This is a genomic window from Streptomyces sp. NPDC026062 (assembly GCF_055568375.1).
Map to the genome: position 1 here is coordinate 81,714 of NZ_JBVHOQ010000006.1, position 16,633 is coordinate 98,346.

Here is a 16,633-nt window from a genome sequence, read left to right on the forward strand (position 1 = left end):
GTCCGGGTGCGTGCGTGGCCCGTCCGGCGGTGGTCTCAGCCGAGGGGGTGTGCGGCCAGCAGATCCCCCAGGGCCTCTTCGTGGGCTGCTGCCGGCCCGAGTGAGAGCTCGATCTGTTTCGCCCATGCGTGAAAGCGGTGCAGGGGGTAGTCGGTGTCCGCGCCGAAGCCGCCGTGCAGGTGCTGTGCCGTCTGTACGACCCGTCGGACTCCGTCGGATGCCCAGATCTTCGCCACCGCGACGTCGCCCGCCGGTGGCAGCGCGCCGGTCCCGCCGACGTCGATCCGCCAGGCCGCCTGCCAGAGGGTCACCTCCATGGCCCGCAGATCGATGTAGCGGTCTGCCGCCTGTACGGCCACGGCCTGGAAGGTCGCCACGGGGAAGCCGAACTGCTCGCGCTTTCCGGTGTACTGGCTCGTCATGGTCAGTACGGCCTCACCGAGTCCCAGTGCGAGCGCGCACGTTCCTGTGGTGAGAACGGAGCGCAGCCATTCCCAGGCGCCCGTGGTGCTGATCAGCCTGCGGCTCTCGATCCGGACCGCGTCCAGCCGTACCTCGCCGAAGAGTTCGCCACTGGTGGAGAACTGCTCGGCGACGGTGACCCCGTCGTCGTCCCGGCGGACCAGGGCCACCACGGCCCGGCCGTCGTCCGTGTGGGCGGGCACCGCGATCCAGTCTGCGGCCCCTGCCCACGGCACCCCCGACTGCACGCCGTCGAGTACCCAGTCCGTCCCGTTGCTGTTGCTGTGGGTACCGTCCGGCCTTGCCGTGACGGCGAGTTCGGCCGGGTCGTGGCCTGTCCGGCCGTTGGCACCGACCGTGAGGACCAGGTCTCCCCTGCCGATGCGCGGCAGCAGTTCGGCCGCCAGGTCCTGCTCGCCGTATCGTTGGAGCGCCATCGCGATCGCGCATGTCTCCAGCAGCGGAACCCTGGCGAGCACCTTCGCGGACTCGCGCAGGACCAGGCAGAGCGCGACCAGATCGAGGCCTGCTCCGCCGTGCTTAGGAGCCAGTGTCAGGCTCAGTAGATCTCCGGTGGCGAGAGAGGCCCACAGCGCCCGGTCGATGTCCTCGGCCACCGCCCCCGCTACGAGGGCGGGGCTGGGCACCGCATCGAGGGCGACGCCCGAGAAGACTGCCTGAGCCGCCTCGACGGCTGCCTGCTGTTCCTCGGTGAAGGTGAAGTCCACTGTCCTGGCCTCCCGCGAACCGCTGTGACCGTATGGGCCCTACCTGAAGCTGACGGAGCGTCAAGATAGAACAGGTTCTACAAGAAGGGAACAGTCCGGCGGGGCGCGGGCGCGGGGCGCGGGGTGTGGGATGTGGGATGTGAGGCGTGCTTTGGGGTCAGCGGCGTTGCCGTCCAGGCCGTCCCGGTGCTGTGCCAAGAACGCCCCCGGCCCCGGCCTGCGGTTGGTGGCTGACGGTCAGCGGTCGAAGTCGAGACTGACCTCCCCGGTCACCGGATGGGACTGGCAGGCCAGTACGTACCCCGCGTCCGTTTCCTCCGGCTCCAGCGCGAAGTTGCGGTCCATTCGCACCTCGCCCGAGACCAGAAAGGCCCGGCAGGTCCCGCACACTCCGCCCTTGCAGGCGTACGGCGCGTCGGAACGGCTGCGCAGCACCGTCTCCAGCAGGGACTCGCCCTCCTGCACCGGCCATGTGCCCGAGCGGCCGTCCAGAGTCGCTGTGAGCGTGCTGTGCGCGGAGGCCTCCGTCCGTGGCCGGATGGAGGCCTCCGGGCTGTCCTCCACGTGGAAGATCTCCTGGTGGATGCGGGTCCGGTCGACACCCAGACCGTGCAGCGCGCCCTCGGAGGCCCGGACCAGGCCGAGCGGACCGCAGAGGTACCAGCCCTCGACCTCCGTCACCGGCAGCAGTGCCGGAAGCAGGCCGGTGAGCCGTTCGCGATCGAGACGGCCGGAGGGGAGACCCGCCTGCTGTTCCTCCCGGGAGAGCGCGGTGACCAGCTGGAATCGGTCCGGATAGCGGTCCTTGAGGTCGGCGACCTCGTCCAGGAACATCGTCGAAGCGGCGGTCCGGTCGCTCCGGATCAGGCAGAACGAGGCATCGGACTCCCGGGCCAGCAGGGTCGCCGCGATGGAAAGCACCGGGGTGATGCCGCTGCCGCCGACGATCGCCGCAAACTGTCCGGCGCGTGGGGCGAGGACGAAGCGGCCCATCGGAGGCATGGCTTCCACCTGGTCGCCGACCGCCAGCTCTTTGAGCGCGTACGTGGAGAACGCGCCGCCGTCGACAAGTCGGATGCCTACCCGCAGCGCCGGGTCGGCCGGCTGCTCGGTGGCCGGTGCGCAGATCGAATACGAGCGCCGGATCTCCTCTCCGCCTAGCGTGTAACGGACATTGAGATGCTGGCCGGGCTTGTGGCGGAAGGTCTCGCGAAGCTGGGGCGGCACGGCGAAGGTGACGGCCACCGAATCGTCCGTGAGCCGCTCGATCGCGCTGACCCGGAGCGGATGGAACATCTACAACTCCTTGAAGTGGTCGAACGGTTCACGGCACGACGCGCAGCGGCGCAGTGCCTTGCAGGCGGTCGACGAGAATCGGCTCAGAAGCTCCGTGTCGGTCGAGCCGCAGTGCGGGCAGCGCACCGACAGGGTGAGGGGCACAGGTCCTGAGGCGGCGCCCTGCGCGGTGTGCGGCCTCGGGGGCGCGATACCGAACTCGGCGAGCTTGCGCCGCCCTTGCGCGCTGATGTCGTCCGTGGACCAGGCGGGAGAGAGGACGGTGACGACGGAGACCTCGGTCATACCGTGGTCGTGCAGTACGCGTTCGATGTCCGTGGACATGGTCTCTATGGCGGGGCAGCCGGTGTAGGTCGGAGTGATCCGGACCGTGACATGGCCCGGTGCGAGCACCTCCACGCCCCGGAGCACGCCCAGCTCCTCCAGGGTCAGTACGGGCAGCTCCGGATCGGGGACTGCGCCCGCCAGGCTGCGCAGCTCCTCCTCCAGGGGCGTCCAGGTCACCATGACGCCCCCGGGTGGCTTCGGTGCAGATGCTGCATCTCGGCGACCATCCGGCCGAAGGGCTCGGTGTGGATGCCCTGACGGCCGGCACCGGCCGTCCAGGCGCCGGACTGCGGTCCGGCCGGGACGGTCAGCGTGGCCCGTTCCAGCATGGTGGTGATGGCGTCCAGCCAACGGCTGTGCAGCGCCTGCCAGTCCACGTCCACGCCTTCGACAGGCTGGAACAGCTCGCCGGTGTAGCGCCACAGGGCGTTCACCCCGTTCTGCATGCGCCCATGGCTCTCGGCCGTGCCGTCACCGAGGCGCAGGGTCCACTGCTCCGCGTGGTCCCGGTGGTAGGCGACCTCCTTGACGGCCTTGGCAGCCAGCCCGGCGAATTCGCCGTCACCGGCCGCCAGCTGCTCGTACAGGCCGTGCTGGTGGACCGAGAAGTACAGCTGGCGGGCGATGGTGTGGGCGAAGTCGCCGTTCGGCTGCTCGACCAGCTGGACGTTGCGAAAGGCGCGCTCCTCGCGCAGATACGCCAGTTCGTCCTCGTCACCGCTCAGGGAGAGCAGCACCCGGGCCTGCCCCAGCAGGTCCAGGGCGATGTTGGCGAGGGCGAGCTCCTCCTCCAGTACCGGGGCGTGGCCCGCCCACTCCCCCAGCCGGTGTGACAGCACCAGCGCGTCGTCGCCGAGTGCGAGGGCAGCGGTCACAGGTGCTTCACCCCGTCCGGGATCGCGTAGAAGGTCGGGTGCCGGTAGGCCTTGTCACCCGCCGGTTCGAAGAACGTGTCCTTCTCGTCCGGCGAGGACGCCGTGATCTGGCTGGACGGCACCACCCAGAGCGAGACGCCCTCGGAGCGGCGCGTGTACAGATCGCGCGCGTTGCGCAGGGCCATCTCGGCGTCCGGGGCGTGCAGGCTCCCGGCATGGGTGTGGGCGAGCCCGCGCCGCGAGCGCACGAAGACCTCCCACAGCGGCCAGTCGGTCGAGCTGCTCATGCTGTCGCCTCCCCGTTCGGTACATCCGTGTGCTTCTGTGCGTACGCGGCGGCTGCGTCCCGGACCCAGGCGCCTTCCTCATGTGCCCGGCGGCGCTGGGTGAGGCGCTGCTCGTTGCACGGCCCGTTGCCCTTCAGGACCTCCTGGAACTCCGTCCAGTCGATCGCCCCGAAATCATGCTGACCGCGCTCCTCGTTCCACCGGAGGTCGGGGTCGGGGAGGGTGAGGCCCAGGACCTCGGCCTGCGGCACGCAGATGTCCACGAAGCGCTGCCGCAGCTCGTCGTTGGAATGGCGCTTGATCTTCCAGGTCATCGACTGTGCCGAATGCGACGAGGCGTCGTCCGGCGGGCCGAACATCATCAGGGACGGCCACCACCACCGGTTCACGGCGTCCTGAGCCATCTCGTGCTGCGCCGGTGTCCCGTGGCTGAGGGCGAGCAGCAGCTCGTATCCCTGGCGCTGGTGGAAGGACTCCTCCTTGCAGATGCGGACCATGGCCCGGGCGTAGGGGCCGTAGGAGCAGCGGCAGAGAGGGACCTGGTTGGTGATCGCGGCGCCGTCCACGAGCCAGCCGATGGCACCCACGTCCGCCCAGGTCAGGGTCGGATAGTTGAAGATCGACGAGTATCGCTGGCGGCCCGCGTGCAGCTTGTCGAGCAGTTCCTCGCGGCTCGTGCCGAGGGTTTCTGCCGCGCTGTACAGATACAGCCCGTGCCCCGCCTCGTCCTGCACCTTGGCCATCAGGATGGCCTTGCGGCGCAGGGAGGGGGCCCGGGTGATCCAGTTGGCCTCGGGCTGCATGCCGATGATCTCGGAGTGGGCGTGCTGGGCCATTTGCCTGACCAGCGAGGCGCGGTAGGCGTCGGGCATCCAGTCGCCTGGCTCGATGCGCTCGTCGGCCGCCACCGCGGCGTCGAAGGCCGCCTCCAGGACCTCGTCCGCCCCTTCGCTGCTGCCTGCTGTCGCCTGCGCTGTCTGGCCCGCAGTCACTGCCGCCATCCCGGACTCCCTACCGACCGATCGTTCGGTTCAATGTCTTCAATGGTGAGTCCGGGGCCCGTAGGGTGTCAACCCTGTGGATAACTGACCGGGATCGACGGGGATCGGGGCGGGATGAATTCGTACGACGACGAGGGCGTCGGCGAGGGCAGGGGCGAGGGCAGGGGCGAGGGCAGCGGGGTTGGCGGCGGCGGTGGGGCCGGTGCCGTGGCCGGCCCCGATACGCGGACCGTTCCCGAGCCCCGTACGGAAAGGGGTCTGCGGGCTGCTCCGGGCCCGGGTACCGATGCGGGGCCTGGCACCGAGCCGGTGCCGGATACGGATGCGGGGCCTCGTACCGGTGGTGCCGGGCTTCTGCCGGATGCCGGTCTGCCCGCTGACGCGGTGTCCCCCGCCGGGTCGGGCCCGCGCACCGATGCCGTCGGCCCTGTCGCCGATGCCGAGCCGCGCGCCGGTACCGAGATGCGCGCCGATACCGAGCCGCCCGTCGGTATGGCCGGACTCTCGTTTCCGTACCAGGTCGTCGCCGCTGTGGCGCTGTCGGTGATCGGGGTGATCGCCGGTATCCAGCTGGCCATGGTGTTCCTGCACGTCGCCCCGTCCAACACGCTGACCAAGCAGCACGGCGAGGCGGTCGACCAATGGATCTACCCCGAGTTCGAGCAGAACTGGAAGCTTTTCGCCCCCAACCCTCTGCAACAGAACATCGCCGTGCATGTGCGCGCCGAGATATCCGGCCCCGAAAAGCGGCGGACCACCTCTTGGATGAGCCTCACCGGCGAGGACAGCGAGGCGATACGCGGCAATCTGCTGCCCAGCCACGTTCAGCAGAACGAACTCCGCCGGGGCTGGGACTTCTACGTCGGCTCGCACGACAACCAGAACAAGGCCAACGGCCTGCGCGGCAGGCTGTCCGAGCAGTACATACGGCGCATCGTGATGCTGCGCCTCAGTGAGCACGACTACGGCGGCGACATCCTGAGGATCCAGGTCCGGTCCGAGGCCCGGTCGGTGGCGGCCCCGGCCTGGAGCGGCGAGACGATCAGCACCAAGCCGTCCTACCGGGTACTGCCCTGGTGGACCGTCACCGCGGCCGACCTCCCCGAGGGTTCGGCCGAATCGAAGGAGGCGGACCAGTGAGCACAGCCGGCTTCGACCGCACGCTCGCCCGCGGTATCCAGCGCATCACGGCCGCGTCCCTGGGGCAGTACCAGAGCGCTGTCATCCGGATCGGCTTCTCCGCCACGTACCTCCTGTTCCTGTTGCGCGAGATTCCGCACCGGCACGAGATGTACGGCCCCGACGGACCGTGGCGCTGGGACATGGCGCAGCAGCTCATCTCCGGCAATCAGGCATTCACCACCCTGATGTGGTCGGACAGCGCTGTCTGGTTCGAGATCGTGTTCGCGCTGGCGCTGATCGCCTCCGCTCTGCTGATGGTGGGATGGCACACGCGGGCCATGTCCGTGCTGTTCATGGCCGGTGTGCTCTCCCTCCAGAACCGCAGCATCTTCATGGGCGACGGCGGCGACAACGTCATCCACCTCATGGCGATCTATCTGGTGCTGACCCGGTGCGGGCAGGTCTGGTCCCTGGACGCCCGCCGTGCGCGGCGTACGGCCGGTGCGGGGCCTCGCCGGGGGGATGTGGCCGGCCCACTGCTGTGGGTGGCCTTCGGCGCGGTCCTCTGCGGGGCAACGGTGACGGACAACCTGGGCGGGACCGCCTGGCTGCCGGTCTTCTTCTGGATCCTGTGGATCGGCCACGGCGTCTGGTGGGCCGTGAACCGGTACGCGCCGCACAGCGAGTCGCGCACTCTGCTCGATCTCATCGCCAACCTCACGCACAATGCCACCCTCGTCGTCATCATGGTCGAGGTCTGTCTGATCTACGCGACCGCGGGCTGGTACAAGATCCAGGGTTCACGCTGGCAGGACGGCACCGCGCTGTACTACCCGCTCAACCTCGACTACTTCACACCCTGGCCCGGCCTCTCCGGCCTTCTCGCGTCGAGCGGTGTGATGGTGATGGTGCTGACGTACGCCACGGTCATCGTGCAGGTCGCCTTCCCGTTCACCCTGTTCAACCGGCGCGTCAAGAATGTGCTGCTCGTTGCGATGATCTGCGAGCACCTCGGTATCGCCCTGCTGCTGGGGCTCCCCTTCTTCTCGATGGCGATGATCGCCGCTGACTCCGTCTTCCTCCCGACCGTCTTCCTGGTGTGGCTCGGCGGAAAGGCGGCCCTCGGGCGGGATCGGCTGTTCCGGCGACGCGGTGAGGTGCCGGGGGCGGGGCTGGAGGCAGGGGCGCGGGACGGTGAAGGTGGCGGTGGCCGTGACGGCGTCGGTGCCGGCGTCGGTGCCGGCGTCGAGGACCGGGACGCGGGGCGGCACCACGCAGGCGGGGGCCATACGCTCGTCGGGTGAGCAGTGAGACAGGCAGTACAGGCAGTACCGATGGTGCGGACGGGGCGGCCGAACCGTCCGCAGTGGAGCCGACGGCGGGCGAGCCCGCGCAGTACGACGAAGGGTTCGGGACGGAGGTCGGCGTCGGGCCGCATCCACTGCCCTGGCCGGAGGGCGAGCGGTACGACCCCGAGCTGCTCGCCCACGGCGACCGGCGCAACGTGGGCGATGCCTACCGCTACTGGACCCGGGAGGCGATCGTCGCCGATCTCGATCTGCGGCGGCACGACTTTCATGTGGCGGTGGAGAACTGGGGCCACGACTTCAATATCGGTTCGGTGGTGCGCACCGCGAACGCCTTCCTCGCCAAGGAGATCCACATCGTGGGGCGGCGGCGCTGGAACCGGCGCGGTGCGATGGTCACCGACCGCTACCAGCATGTCCGCCACCACCCGGACACCGCCGATCTGACCGCCTGGGCGGCGGCCGAAGGACTGCCGATCATCGGTATCGACAATCTGCCGGGCGCGGTGCCGCTGGAGCGGACCGAGCTGCCGCGCCGGTGTGTCCTGCTGTTCGGGCAGGAGGGGCCAGGACTGACGGAGGAGGCTCGCAAGCACGCCTCGATGGTGTGCTCCATCGCGCAGTTCGGGTCGACACGGTCGATCAACGCGGGGGCTGCGGCGGCGATCGCGATGCATGCGTGGGTGCAGCGGTACGCGGATATTCCGGGCCCGGGCAGTGGAACCGGGGCGGGGGAGGGACCGAAGTAGCCGGACGGGGCCCCAGGGGCCTGGGGCCCCTGGGGTCTGCGGACCGGTGGGCGTGGGCGCGGGGCTCAGCGCTGGCGGCGGACTTCCAGGGTGCGGAAGCGGTTGGACACGAAGGCGCCGTCGCACAGGGCCGCGTTTGCCGCGGGGTTTCCTCCCGAACCGTGGAAATCGGAGAACGCCGCCGTCTGGTTGACGTACACGCCACCGGTCAGATTCAGGGAGAGCTGCGCCGACTCGTCCAGGCAGACGTCCTCCACCGCGCGCTCCACCTCCGGTGAGGTGGTGTACGCGCCGACCGTCATCGCTCCCTTCTCGCTGATGGTGCGGCGCAGCAGTTCCAGTGCGTCCGCCGTCGAATCGACCGCGACCGCGAACGAGACCGGGCCGAAGCACTCCGACAGATACGGCGACTCGTCGTCCGTCTTGCTGCCGTCGAGCTTGACGATCAGCGGTGTGCGGACGACCGCTTCGGGGAAGTCCGGGTTGGTCACCTCGCGGGAGGGGAGAGCGACCTCGCCCAGCTGTGCGGAGGCCTCCAGGCGGGCCTTCACATCCGGGTTGACCAGGGCGCCGAGCAGCCCGTTCGCCCTCGCGTCGTCACCCAGGAGGCCGGTGACGGCGGCGGCGATATCGGTGACCACGTCGTCGTACGACTTGTCGCCGACGTCTGTGGTGATGCCGTCCCGGGGGATCAGGAGGTTCTGCGGGGTGGTGCACATCTGGCCGCTGTAGAGGGAGAGCGAGAACGCCAGGTTGGACAGCATGCCCCGGTAGTCGTCCGTGGAGTCGACGACGATGGTGTTGACGCCGGCCTTCTCCGTGTACACCTGCGCCTGGCGGGCGTGGGTCTCCAGCCAGTCGCCGAATTCGCTGGAGCCGGTGTAGTCGATGATCCTGATCTCCGGACGGACCGCCAGCGTCTTGGCGATGCCCTCGCCGGGGCGCTCGGCGGCCAGCGCGACCAGGTTGGGGTCGAAGCCGGCTTCGGCGATCACCTCGCGCGCCAGCTGAACGGTGAGGGCCAGCGGGAGCACCGCCCGGGGATGCGGCTTCACCAGGACCGGATTGCCGGTGGCGAGGGAGGCGAAGAGGCCGGGGTAGCCGTTCCACGTGGGGAAGGTGTTGCAGCCGATCAGCAGCGAGATACCGCGTCCGGCCGCGGTGAACGTCTTGTGCAGGTCGAGCGGGTCGCGCTTGCCCTGCGGCTTGGACCAGTCGGCGCTTCGGGGCGCCCGCATCTGTTCCTCGTACGCATACGCCACCGCTTCCAGACCGCGGTCCTGGGCGTGCGGGCCGCCGGCCTGGAAAGCCATCATGAAGGCCTGCCCGCTGGTGTGCATCACCGCGTGGCCGAACTCATGTGTGCGGGCGCTGATCCGCGCCAGGATCTCCAGGCAGACCAGTGCCCTGGTCTCCGGGCCGGCCTCGCGCCAGGCGGGGATGCCCGCGCGCATCGCGGGGAGCAGCACGTCGAGGTCGGCGTGCGGATACTCGACGGCCAGCTCCGGGCCGTACGGCGAGATCTCGCCGCCCGTCCAGCCGTCGGTCCCGGGCTGCCCCAGGTCGAGACGGGTGCGCAGAACGGCGTCGAAGGCGGCCTTGCCCTCGGCGGCGCCCAGGCTGCCGGGCGCGCCGCCCTCGCCGTACGCCTTCGGGTGCTCGGGGTGCGGCGACCAGTAGGCACGCGTACGGATCGCGTCGAGGGCCTGGTCGAGCGTGGGGCGGTGCTTCTCGGACAGCAGGTGCGGGGAGAGCTCGGCGGCCATGACGGACCAACTCCTCATCGAGCTGGGCAGGGACGGGTAGACAGAGTTAGAGTAACCGAACGATCGGTCGGGACAAGGGGGCCCGCGAAACCTGTGGACAAGTCCGCCCCATTTTCCCGCCGGCCCCACTCGTAGGGGAGGATCGCGGGCATGACCACGGCCAAGCGGGACACGTACACCCCGGAGACTCTGCTCACCGTCGCCGTCCGTGTCTTCAACGAGCGCGGCTACGACGGCACGTCGATGGAGCACCTGTCAAAGGCGGCCGGCATCTCCAAGTCGTCCATCTACCACCATGTCGCGGGCAAGGAAGAACTGCTGCGGCGTGCGGTCAGCCGGGCGCTGGACGGGCTTTTCGGCATCCTTGACGAGTCCGGTGCGACGCGGGGCCGTGCGATCGAGCGCGTCGAGTACGTCACCCGGCGCACCGTCGAGGTGCTGATAGCCGAACTGCCCCATGTCACGCTGCTGCTGCGGGTGCGGGGCAACACGAAGACCGAGCGCTGGGCCCTGGAGCGGCGGCGCGAGTTCGACCAGCGTGTGGCCGACCTGCTCAAGGCGGCGGTCGCGGATGGTGATCTCCGCTCGGACGTGGACATACGGCTGGCGACGCGGCTGCTGTTCGGAATGGTCAACTCGCTGGTGGAGTGGTTCCGGCCGCTGCCGGACGGTGGCGCGGAGGGGGAGCGGCTCGCCGACACCGTCGTAAAGCTGGCCTTCGAAGGCATGAAGTCCAGCCGCTGACGCGCTGTCCGGCGGGCGGGGTGGCCCGGCCCAGGTGAGTTCCACGGGCCGGTCGGGGGCAGGGGGCGGGTGAGTTCCGTCGGCCGGTCGGAACCCTGGATCAGGTGAGTTCCGCGGGCCGGTCGGAGCCCGGGGTCAGGTCCGTTTCCTCGAATACGAGCAGTGTGCGGGTGGAGAGCACCTCCGGAATGGCCTGGATTCTCGTCAGGACCAGCTCGCGCAGTGACCGGTTGTCCGGGGTGTGCACCAGTAGCAGGACGTCGAAATCGCCGCTGACCAGCGCGATGTGCACAGCTCCCGGCAGGGCCTGGAGCTGTTCCCGCACGGTGCGCCAGGAATTCTGGACGATCTTGAGTGTGATGTACGCGGAGGCTCCCTGCCCCGCCCGCTCATGGTTCACCCGCGCGGTGAAGCCGCGGATCACACCGTCGTCGATGAGCCGGTTGATCCGGGCGTACGCGTTGGCCCGCGATACGTGGACGCGGTCGGCCACCGACCGTATCGAGGCGCGGCCGTCCGTCTGGAGCAGTCGGAGGATGGCGTCGTCGATGGCGTCCAGCGGGCGCGCCGGAGGAATTCGGCCGGGCTCCCAGTCCCCGTCGGCCATTTGTTCAGCTGCCATGTTCCCGTGCCTTCCCGTCCTGGACAACCTGTGCCCATCCCAGGCTGTGGAGAACCGTTTGTCCACAGGCTGAAGGTGCCTGTAGCCAAAATGCGCTCGCGACCGAACAATCGGTAGGTGAGGCGCACCACATGTGCGCCTCGCACCGATCTAGATATTTCGATGTATTTCGACACCCCTCGGTATCGGGTACCCCCGGTATCGACAGATGCCGCTCGATACCCCTCGACGCCAGGAGGTGCTTGTCATGACGGTCCAAGAGCTGCCCGGTGCGGCCGCCTACCGGCCCACGCCGCCCCCGGCCTGGAAGCCGCTCACCGATCCCGCGCCCCTGCTCCCGGACCCCGAGCCGTACCGCGTGCTCGGTACGGACGCCGTGGCCGACGCAGACCCTGAGCTGCTGCTGCGGCTCTACGCCGAGCTCGTGCGCGGCCGGCGGTACAACACACAGGCGACCGCGCTCACCAAGCAGGGCCGGCTCGCCGTCTACCCGTCGAGCACCGGGCAGGAAGCCTGCGAGGTGGCGGCCGCCCTGGTGCTGGAGGAGCAGGACTGGCTCTTCCCCAGCTACCGGGACACGCTCGCGGCCGTGGCGCGGGGACTGGACCCGGTCGAGGCGCTGACCCTGCTGCGCGGCGACCGGCACACCGGGTACGACCCGCGCGAGCACCGCATTGCTCCCCTGTGCACCCCGCTCGCCACCCAGCTGCCGCATGCCGTGGGTCTGGCCCATGCGGCACGGCTCAAGGGGGACGACGTGGTGGCGCTCGCCATGGTCGGTGACGGCGGCACCAGCGAGGGCGACTTCCACGAGGCGCTGAACTTCGCGGCTGTCTGGCGGGCCCCGGTCGTCTTCCTCGTGCAGAACAACGGCTTCGCCATCTCCGTGCCCCTGGCCAAACAGACCGCTGCACCGTCCCTGGCCCATAAGGCCGTGGGTTACGGCATGCCCGGCCGGCTGGTCGACGGGAACGACGCGGTCGCCATGCATCAGGTGCTCTCCGAGGCGGTGGCGCGCGCCAGGAGCGGTGGCGGTCCGACGCTCGTGGAGGCGGTCACCTACCGCATGGACGCGCACACGAACGCCGACGACGCGACGCGCTACCGCGACAGCGGCGAGGTCGAGACCTGGCGGGCCCACGACCCGGTCCGGATCCTGGAGCGGGAGCTGACCGGTCGCGGGCTGCTCGGGGACGACGGCATCGAGGAGGCACGCGTGGCCGCGGATCGGATGGCGGCGCGGCTGCGGGAGCGGATGAACGCGGACCCGGTGCTCGATCCGATGGATCTGTTCGCCCACGTCTACGCGGAGCAGACCGCGCAACTGCGCGAGCAGGTGGCCCGCCTTCAGGTCGAGCTGGACGCGGAGCACGACGAGCACGGCACGGATGACGGGAGCGCAGGGCGATGACCACCGCAGCGGCCACGGCCCGGGAGCGGACGGCGAAGGCCAAGCCCGCCACCATGGCGCAGGCACTCGGGCGCGCGCTGCGCGACTCGATGGCCGAGGATCCCTCCGTGCACGTCCTCGGTGAGGACGTCGGCACGTTGGGCGGGGTCTTCCGGATCACCGACGGCCTGGCGAAGGAGTTCGGCGACGAGCGGTGCACCGACACCCCGCTGGCCGAGGCCGGAATCCTCGGGGCGGCTGTCGGCATGGCGATGTACGGGCTCCGGCCCGTCGTGGAGATGCAGTTCGACGCCTTCGCCTATCCGGCGTTCGAGCAGCTCATCAGCCATGTCGCCAAGATGCGGAACCGGACCGGGGGCGCGATGCCGCTGCCGATCACGGTCCGGGTCCCGTACGGCGGTGGCATCGGCGGCGTCGAGCACCACAGCGACTCCTCGGAGGCGTACTACATGGCGACCCCGGGTCTCCATGTCGTCACGCCCGCCACGGTCGAGGACGCGTACGGGCTGCTGAGGGCCTCGATCGCGTCCGACGACCCGGTGGTCTTCCTGGAACCCAAGCGGCTCTACTGGTCCAAGGCGGACTGGTCGCCGCAGGCACCGGCTGCGGTCGAACCCGTCGGGCGGGCTGTCGTGCGCCGCCCCGGACGCAGCGCCACGCTGATCACGTACGGGCCGTCGCTGCCGGTCTGCATGGAGGCGGCGGAGGCCGCCGTCGAGGAGGGCTGGGACCTCGAAGTCGTCGACCTGCGGTCGCTGGTCCCGTTCGACGACGAGACCGTCGCCGCCTCGGTGCGGCGCACGGGGCGCGCGGTCGTCGTCCATGAGTCCACCGGCTTCGGCGGCCCGGGAGGCGAGATAGCGGCCCGGATCACCGAGCGCTGCTTCCACCACCTGGAGGCGCCGGTGCTGCGCGTCGCCGGTTTCGACATCCCCTATCCGCCGCCGATGCAGGAGCGCCACCATCTGCCGGGTGTGGACCGGGTGCTCGACGCCGTCGCACGATTGCAGTGGGAGGCGGACAACTGATGGCTCAGGTGCTTGAGTTCAGGCTTCCGGATCTCGGTGAGGGACTGACCGAGGCGGAGATCGTGCGCTGGCTGGTGGAGGTCGGCGATGTGGTTGCCATCGACCAGCCCGTCGTCGAGGTCGAGACAGCCAAAGCGATGGTGGAGGTGCCGTGCCCGTACGGGGGCGTGGTGACCGCACGATTCGGCGAGGAGGGGACGGAGCTCCCCGTCGGTGCGCCGCTGCTGACGGTCGCGGTGGGGAGCGTGGAGCCCTCGGTGACCGGCGCCGGTTCCGGTGTGGGATCCGGTTCCGGCGCGGGGGCCGCCGAGGCGGAGCCGTCCGGGTCCGGGAATGTGCTGGTGGGGTACGGGACCGGGGCGCCGCCGGTGCGGCGTCGGCGGGTCCGGCCGGAGGGACTTTCGGCTCCCTCCGGAGCCGGAGCCGGAGCCGAAGTCGGAGGCGCAGCCGAAGCCGAACCCGAAGCCAGAGTCCAAGTCGAAGCCGGAGTCGGACCCGCGGGTTCTGTTGCCTCCGCCGCTGCGGCGCCCGGTGACGCTGCCGTCTCCCGACGAGGTGTGGACGGCGGCCGGGGTGTGGACGGCGTGCGGGGTGCGGACGGTGTGCGGGGGCCGGTTGCTGTCGTCTCTCCGCTGGTGCGCAAGCTTGCGCGGCAGCACGATCTCGATCTGCGCCGGCTCGCGGGATCCGGGCCCGACGGGCTGATTCTGCGGGCCGATGTCGAGTCCGCCATCCGGTCGGCGGCCGCGGTACCGGCTGCCGTGGCGACGGACACGTTGGCGGACACGGCGGTGAGTGCGGCGCCTGCGGCGTCTGCGGCGCGGACGGCGGTGACTGCCGGGCGGGCCGTGGCGACACCCGTGCGGACCTCGGTGACCGCCGGGGCGGCGGCACTTCCTGTGGGCGAACGGATTCCGTTGCGCGGTGTACGCGGCGCGGTCGCCGACAAGCTGGCGCGCAGCCGGCGCGAGATCCCGGACGCGACGTGCTGGGTGGACGCCGACGCGACCGAGTTGATGGCGGCCCGGTCGGCGATGAACAGCGTCGGCGGTTCCGGTGCGGCCCCGAAGGTGTCGGTGCTGGCGCTCCTCGCCCGTATCTGCACGGCGGCCCTGGCCCGCTGGCCCGAGCTCAACTCCACTGTGGACGTGGAGGCGCGCGAGATCGTCCGGCTGCCCGAGGTCCACCTCGGGTTCGCGGCCCAGACCGAACGCGGTCTTGTCGTCCCGGTCGTCCGGGACGCGCAGGCGCGCAACGTGGAGTCGATCGGGGCGGAGATCGCCCGGCTGACCGAGGCGGCACGGACGGGGACGCTGAAGCCGGCGGAGCTGACCGGCGGCACGTTCACGCTCAACAACTACGGGGTGTTCGGGGTCGACGGTTCGACTCCGATCATCAACCACCCGGAGGCGGCGATGCTCGGCGTCGGCCGGATCGTCCCCAAGCCGTGGGTGTACGAGGGTGAGCTGGCTGTGCGACAGGTCGTCCAGCTCTCGCTGACCTTCGACCACCGGGTCTGTGACGGCGGAACGGCGGGAGGCTTTCTGCGCTACGTGGCCGACTGTGTGGAACATCCGGCGGTGCTGCTGCGGACGCTTTAGGGCGCGGCGCCGGGCGATCCCGGTACGGGGCGATCCCGGGTACCGGGCGGTGCCGGTACGGGGCGATCCCGGGTACCGGGCGGTGCCGGTACCGGGTGGCCCCGATCCGGTACCCCTGTTCCAGTACTCCCGTTCCTCCCGTTCCGGTACCCCGCGTTCCGTTCTTCTTCCGTGTCGATCCACGGGATCGTGGACGGGGAGGCTCCGCCTCACGGTGTGGCACGCATACTCGGGGCATGACCGCGTATGACGCCATCGTTCTCGCCGGAGGGGCCGCCAAGCGGCTTGGCGGCGCCGACAAGCCCGGGGTCCGGGTCGGTGGCCGCGCGCTGCTCGACCGGGTGCTCGGCGCCTGTGCCGGTGCCGGGATCACCGTGGTGGTGGGGGGAAGGCGGCCCACCGCGCGCGCGGTGACCTGGACGCGCGAAGAGCCCCAAGGTGGCGGCCCGTTGGCCGCGCTCGGTGCGGGAGTCCGGCACACGACGGCGGAACACGTACTCGTGCTCTCCGCCGATCTGCCGTTCCTGGGAGCGGACACGGTCGGCTCGTTGCTGGAAGCGGCCGGCCGGCCGGATGCCGAGGGCGCTGTCTGCACCGACCAGCACGACCGGGACCAGCCACTGGTCGCCGTCTACCGGGCGGAGCCATTGCGCCGCGAACTCGCGCTCATCGCCACCGAGCACGGCGGTCTGGCAGGTCTGCCCCTGCGGTTGCTCACCCATGAACTGACGCTGTCCAGAGTGGCGGCGGATCCGCTCGCCTCGTTCGACTGCGACACCTGGGAGGACATCGCTTCGGCCCGGGCCCGGATCAGGGAGCATGGGAGCGTGCTGGACGAATGGATCACCGCAGTCAAGAACGAACTGGGCATCGAGCTCGACGTCGACACCGACGTCCTGCTCGACCTCGCCCGTGATGCCGCCCACGGTGTCGCCCGCCCTGCCGCGCCCCTGACGACCTTCTTGGTCGGCTACGCGGCGGCGAAGGCGAGCGGTGACGGTGGAGGCTCGGAGGCAGTGGCCGAGGCCGCCCGGAAGGCTGCCGCGCTCGCCCTTCGGTGGGCGGACGAGACCGAGACGCCATGACGCGCCGCAGCGGCGGCACCGAACGGCACAGTGCCGCCGAAGCCGAAGCCGAAGCCGAAGCCGAAGCCGAAGCCGACGCGGAGCGGGCCGTGGCGCAGGCCCTCGCCCTGGTCGGCCGACAGGCGCCTTCGGTGTCAGGCCCGGCGGCGGACGTCCGGGCAGCCTCCGGGAACGACGCGGGGACGGGACCGGGAGTACACGCGGGGACAGGCCCGGAGGCAG

16 protein-coding genes are annotated in these 16,633 nt (G+C 70.4%); 8 read left to right on the forward strand and 8 right to left on the reverse strand.

What is annotated here, in order from left to right:
• Positions 1 to 35: 35 nt before the first annotated feature.
• The 6 genes from ACZ4LX_RS07330 to paaA all read right to left on the reverse strand — a co-directional run bounded on the left by ACZ4LX_RS07330 (position 36) and on the right by paaA (position 4,976).
• Positions 36 to 1,190 (reverse strand): acyl-CoA dehydrogenase family protein, encoded by a 1,155-nt coding sequence (locus ACZ4LX_RS07330; protein ID WP_467640363.1) that lies wholly within the window; start codon positions 1,188 to 1,190, stop codon positions 36 to 38.
• A gap of 237 nt (positions 1,191 to 1,427) precedes the next feature.
• The gene (locus ACZ4LX_RS07335) at positions 1,428 to 2,486 is read right to left on the reverse strand and encodes a 2Fe-2S iron-sulfur cluster-binding protein (protein WP_467640360.1); all 1,059 of its coding nucleotides are present in this window, start codon (positions 2,484 to 2,486) and stop codon (positions 1,428 to 1,430) included.
• Positions 2,487 to 2,993 carry a 1,2-phenylacetyl-CoA epoxidase subunit PaaD gene (gene paaD / locus ACZ4LX_RS07340; protein WP_467640357.1) on the reverse strand — a complete coding sequence of 169 codons (507 nt, stop codon included), beginning with the start codon at positions 2,991 to 2,993 and terminating at the stop codon, positions 2,487 to 2,489. It abuts the gene before it with no gap.
• On the reverse strand, positions 2,987 to 3,688 hold the full coding sequence (paaC, locus tag ACZ4LX_RS07345; RefSeq protein ID WP_467640354.1) for a 1,2-phenylacetyl-CoA epoxidase subunit PaaC: 702 nt from the start codon (positions 3,686 to 3,688) through the stop codon (positions 2,987 to 2,989). Before paaC ends, paaD begins: the two co-directional genes overlap by 7 nt.
• Complete coding sequence (gene paaB, locus ACZ4LX_RS07350) at positions 3,685 to 3,975, reverse strand: 1,2-phenylacetyl-CoA epoxidase subunit PaaB (RefSeq protein ID WP_467640351.1); 291 nt, start codon at positions 3,973 to 3,975, stop codon at positions 3,685 to 3,687. The genes paaC and paaB overlap by 4 nt, the downstream gene beginning before the upstream one ends.
• Positions 3,972 to 4,976: a 1,2-phenylacetyl-CoA epoxidase subunit PaaA gene (gene paaA, locus ACZ4LX_RS07355; protein WP_467640347.1), complete on the reverse strand. Its 1,005-nt coding sequence runs from the start codon at positions 4,974 to 4,976 to the stop codon at positions 3,972 to 3,974. The genes paaB and paaA overlap by 4 nt, the downstream gene beginning before the upstream one ends.
• A gap of 114 nt (positions 4,977 to 5,090) precedes the next feature.
• Here paaA and ACZ4LX_RS07360 point away from each other — a divergent pair, with 114 nt between their 5' ends.
• Genes ACZ4LX_RS07360 through ACZ4LX_RS07370 form a run of 3 tightly spaced genes read left to right on the forward strand, consistent with a single transcriptional unit; the run spans position 5,091 to position 8,154 of the window.
• Complete coding sequence (locus ACZ4LX_RS07360) at positions 5,091 to 6,116, forward strand: DUF5819 family protein (protein ID WP_467640344.1); 1,026 nt, start codon at positions 5,091 to 5,093, stop codon at positions 6,114 to 6,116.
• Positions 6,113 to 7,402, forward strand: coding sequence for an HTTM domain-containing protein (locus ACZ4LX_RS07365; RefSeq protein WP_467640341.1), 1,290 nt, complete (start codon positions 6,113 to 6,115; stop codon positions 7,400 to 7,402). The genes ACZ4LX_RS07360 and ACZ4LX_RS07365 overlap by 4 nt, the downstream gene beginning before the upstream one ends.
• On the forward strand, positions 7,399 to 8,154 hold the full coding sequence (locus tag ACZ4LX_RS07370) for a TrmH family RNA methyltransferase (RefSeq protein WP_467640338.1): 756 nt from the start codon (positions 7,399 to 7,401) through the stop codon (positions 8,152 to 8,154). Before ACZ4LX_RS07365 ends, ACZ4LX_RS07370 begins: the two co-directional genes overlap by 4 nt.
• 65 nt (positions 8,155 to 8,219) lie before the next feature.
• On the opposite strand, the gene paaN is transcribed toward ACZ4LX_RS07370, so the two are convergent.
• Positions 8,220 to 9,920, reverse strand: coding sequence for a phenylacetic acid degradation protein PaaN (gene paaN / locus ACZ4LX_RS07375; RefSeq protein ID WP_467640335.1), 1,701 nt, complete (start codon positions 9,918 to 9,920; stop codon positions 8,220 to 8,222).
• A 150-nt stretch (positions 9,921 to 10,070) separates the two neighbouring features.
• Here paaN and ACZ4LX_RS07380 point away from each other — a divergent pair, with 150 nt between their 5' ends.
• Positions 10,071 to 10,664 carry a TetR/AcrR family transcriptional regulator gene (locus tag ACZ4LX_RS07380; RefSeq protein WP_467640332.1) on the forward strand — a complete coding sequence of 198 codons (594 nt, stop codon included), beginning with the start codon at positions 10,071 to 10,073 and terminating at the stop codon, positions 10,662 to 10,664.
• A 100-nt stretch (positions 10,665 to 10,764) separates the two neighbouring features.
• Here ACZ4LX_RS07380 and ACZ4LX_RS07385 read toward each other — a convergent pair whose 3' ends face one another.
• Positions 10,765 to 11,271 (reverse strand): Lrp/AsnC family transcriptional regulator, encoded by a 507-nt coding sequence (locus ACZ4LX_RS07385; RefSeq protein WP_467640575.1) that lies wholly within the window; start codon positions 11,269 to 11,271, stop codon positions 10,765 to 10,767.
• Positions 11,272 to 11,533: 262 nt separating this feature from the next.
• On the opposite strand from ACZ4LX_RS07385, the gene pdhA reads away from it, so the two are divergent.
• From pdhA to ACZ4LX_RS07405, 4 genes are all read left to right on the forward strand, one after another.
• The gene (gene pdhA / locus ACZ4LX_RS07390; RefSeq protein ID WP_467640329.1) at positions 11,534 to 12,697 is read left to right on the forward strand and encodes a pyruvate dehydrogenase (acetyl-transferring) E1 component subunit alpha; all 1,164 of its coding nucleotides are present in this window, start codon (positions 11,534 to 11,536) and stop codon (positions 12,695 to 12,697) included.
• Positions 12,694 to 13,725, forward strand: coding sequence for an alpha-ketoacid dehydrogenase subunit beta (locus tag ACZ4LX_RS07395; RefSeq protein ID WP_467640326.1), 1,032 nt, complete (start codon positions 12,694 to 12,696; stop codon positions 13,723 to 13,725). Before pdhA ends, ACZ4LX_RS07395 begins: the two co-directional genes overlap by 4 nt.
• Positions 13,725 to 15,326 carry a dihydrolipoamide acetyltransferase family protein gene (locus ACZ4LX_RS07400; protein ID WP_467640323.1) on the forward strand — a complete coding sequence of 534 codons (1,602 nt, stop codon included), beginning with the start codon at positions 13,725 to 13,727 and terminating at the stop codon, positions 15,324 to 15,326. Before ACZ4LX_RS07395 ends, ACZ4LX_RS07400 begins: the two co-directional genes overlap by 1 nt.
• A gap of 236 nt (positions 15,327 to 15,562) precedes the next feature.
• Positions 15,563 to 16,411, forward strand: a complete 849-nt coding sequence (locus tag ACZ4LX_RS07405; RefSeq protein WP_467640320.1) for an NTP transferase domain-containing protein — start codon at positions 15,563 to 15,565, stop codon at positions 16,409 to 16,411.
• Positions 16,412 to 16,633 lie beyond the last annotated feature (222 nt).

Coding starts and splice junctions, on each gene's coding strand:
- ACZ4LX_RS07335 (WP_467640360.1), bottom strand. CDS start 2,486: ATGTTCCATCCGCTCCGGGTCAGCGCGATCGAGCGGCTCACGGACGAT.
- paaD (WP_467640357.1), bottom strand. CDS start 2,993: ATGGTGACCTGGACGCCCCTGGAGGAGGAGCTGCGCAGCCTGGCGGGC.
- paaB (WP_467640351.1), bottom strand. CDS start 3,975: ATGAGCAGCTCGACCGACTGGCCGCTGTGGGAGGTCTTCGTGCGCTCG.
- paaA (WP_467640347.1), bottom strand. CDS start 4,976: ATGGCGGCAGTGACTGCGGGCCAGACAGCGCAGGCGACAGCAGGCAGC.
- ACZ4LX_RS07360 (WP_467640344.1), top strand. CDS start 5,091: ATGAATTCGTACGACGACGAGGGCGTCGGCGAGGGCAGGGGCGAGGGC.
- paaN (WP_467640335.1), bottom strand. CDS start 9,920: ATGGCCGCCGAGCTCTCCCCGCACCTGCTGTCCGAGAAGCACCGCCCC.
- ACZ4LX_RS07380 (WP_467640332.1), top strand. CDS start 10,071: ATGACCACGGCCAAGCGGGACACGTACACCCCGGAGACTCTGCTCACC.
- ACZ4LX_RS07385 (WP_467640575.1), bottom strand. CDS start 11,271: ATGGCCGACGGGGACTGGGAGCCCGGCCGAATTCCTCCGGCGCGCCCG.
- pdhA (WP_467640329.1), top strand. CDS start 11,534: ATGACGGTCCAAGAGCTGCCCGGTGCGGCCGCCTACCGGCCCACGCCG.
- ACZ4LX_RS07395 (WP_467640326.1), top strand. CDS start 12,694: ATGACCACCGCAGCGGCCACGGCCCGGGAGCGGACGGCGAAGGCCAAG.
- ACZ4LX_RS07400 (WP_467640323.1), top strand. CDS start 13,725: ATGGCTCAGGTGCTTGAGTTCAGGCTTCCGGATCTCGGTGAGGGACTG.
- ACZ4LX_RS07405 (WP_467640320.1), top strand. CDS start 15,563: ATGACCGCGTATGACGCCATCGTTCTCGCCGGAGGGGCCGCCAAGCGG.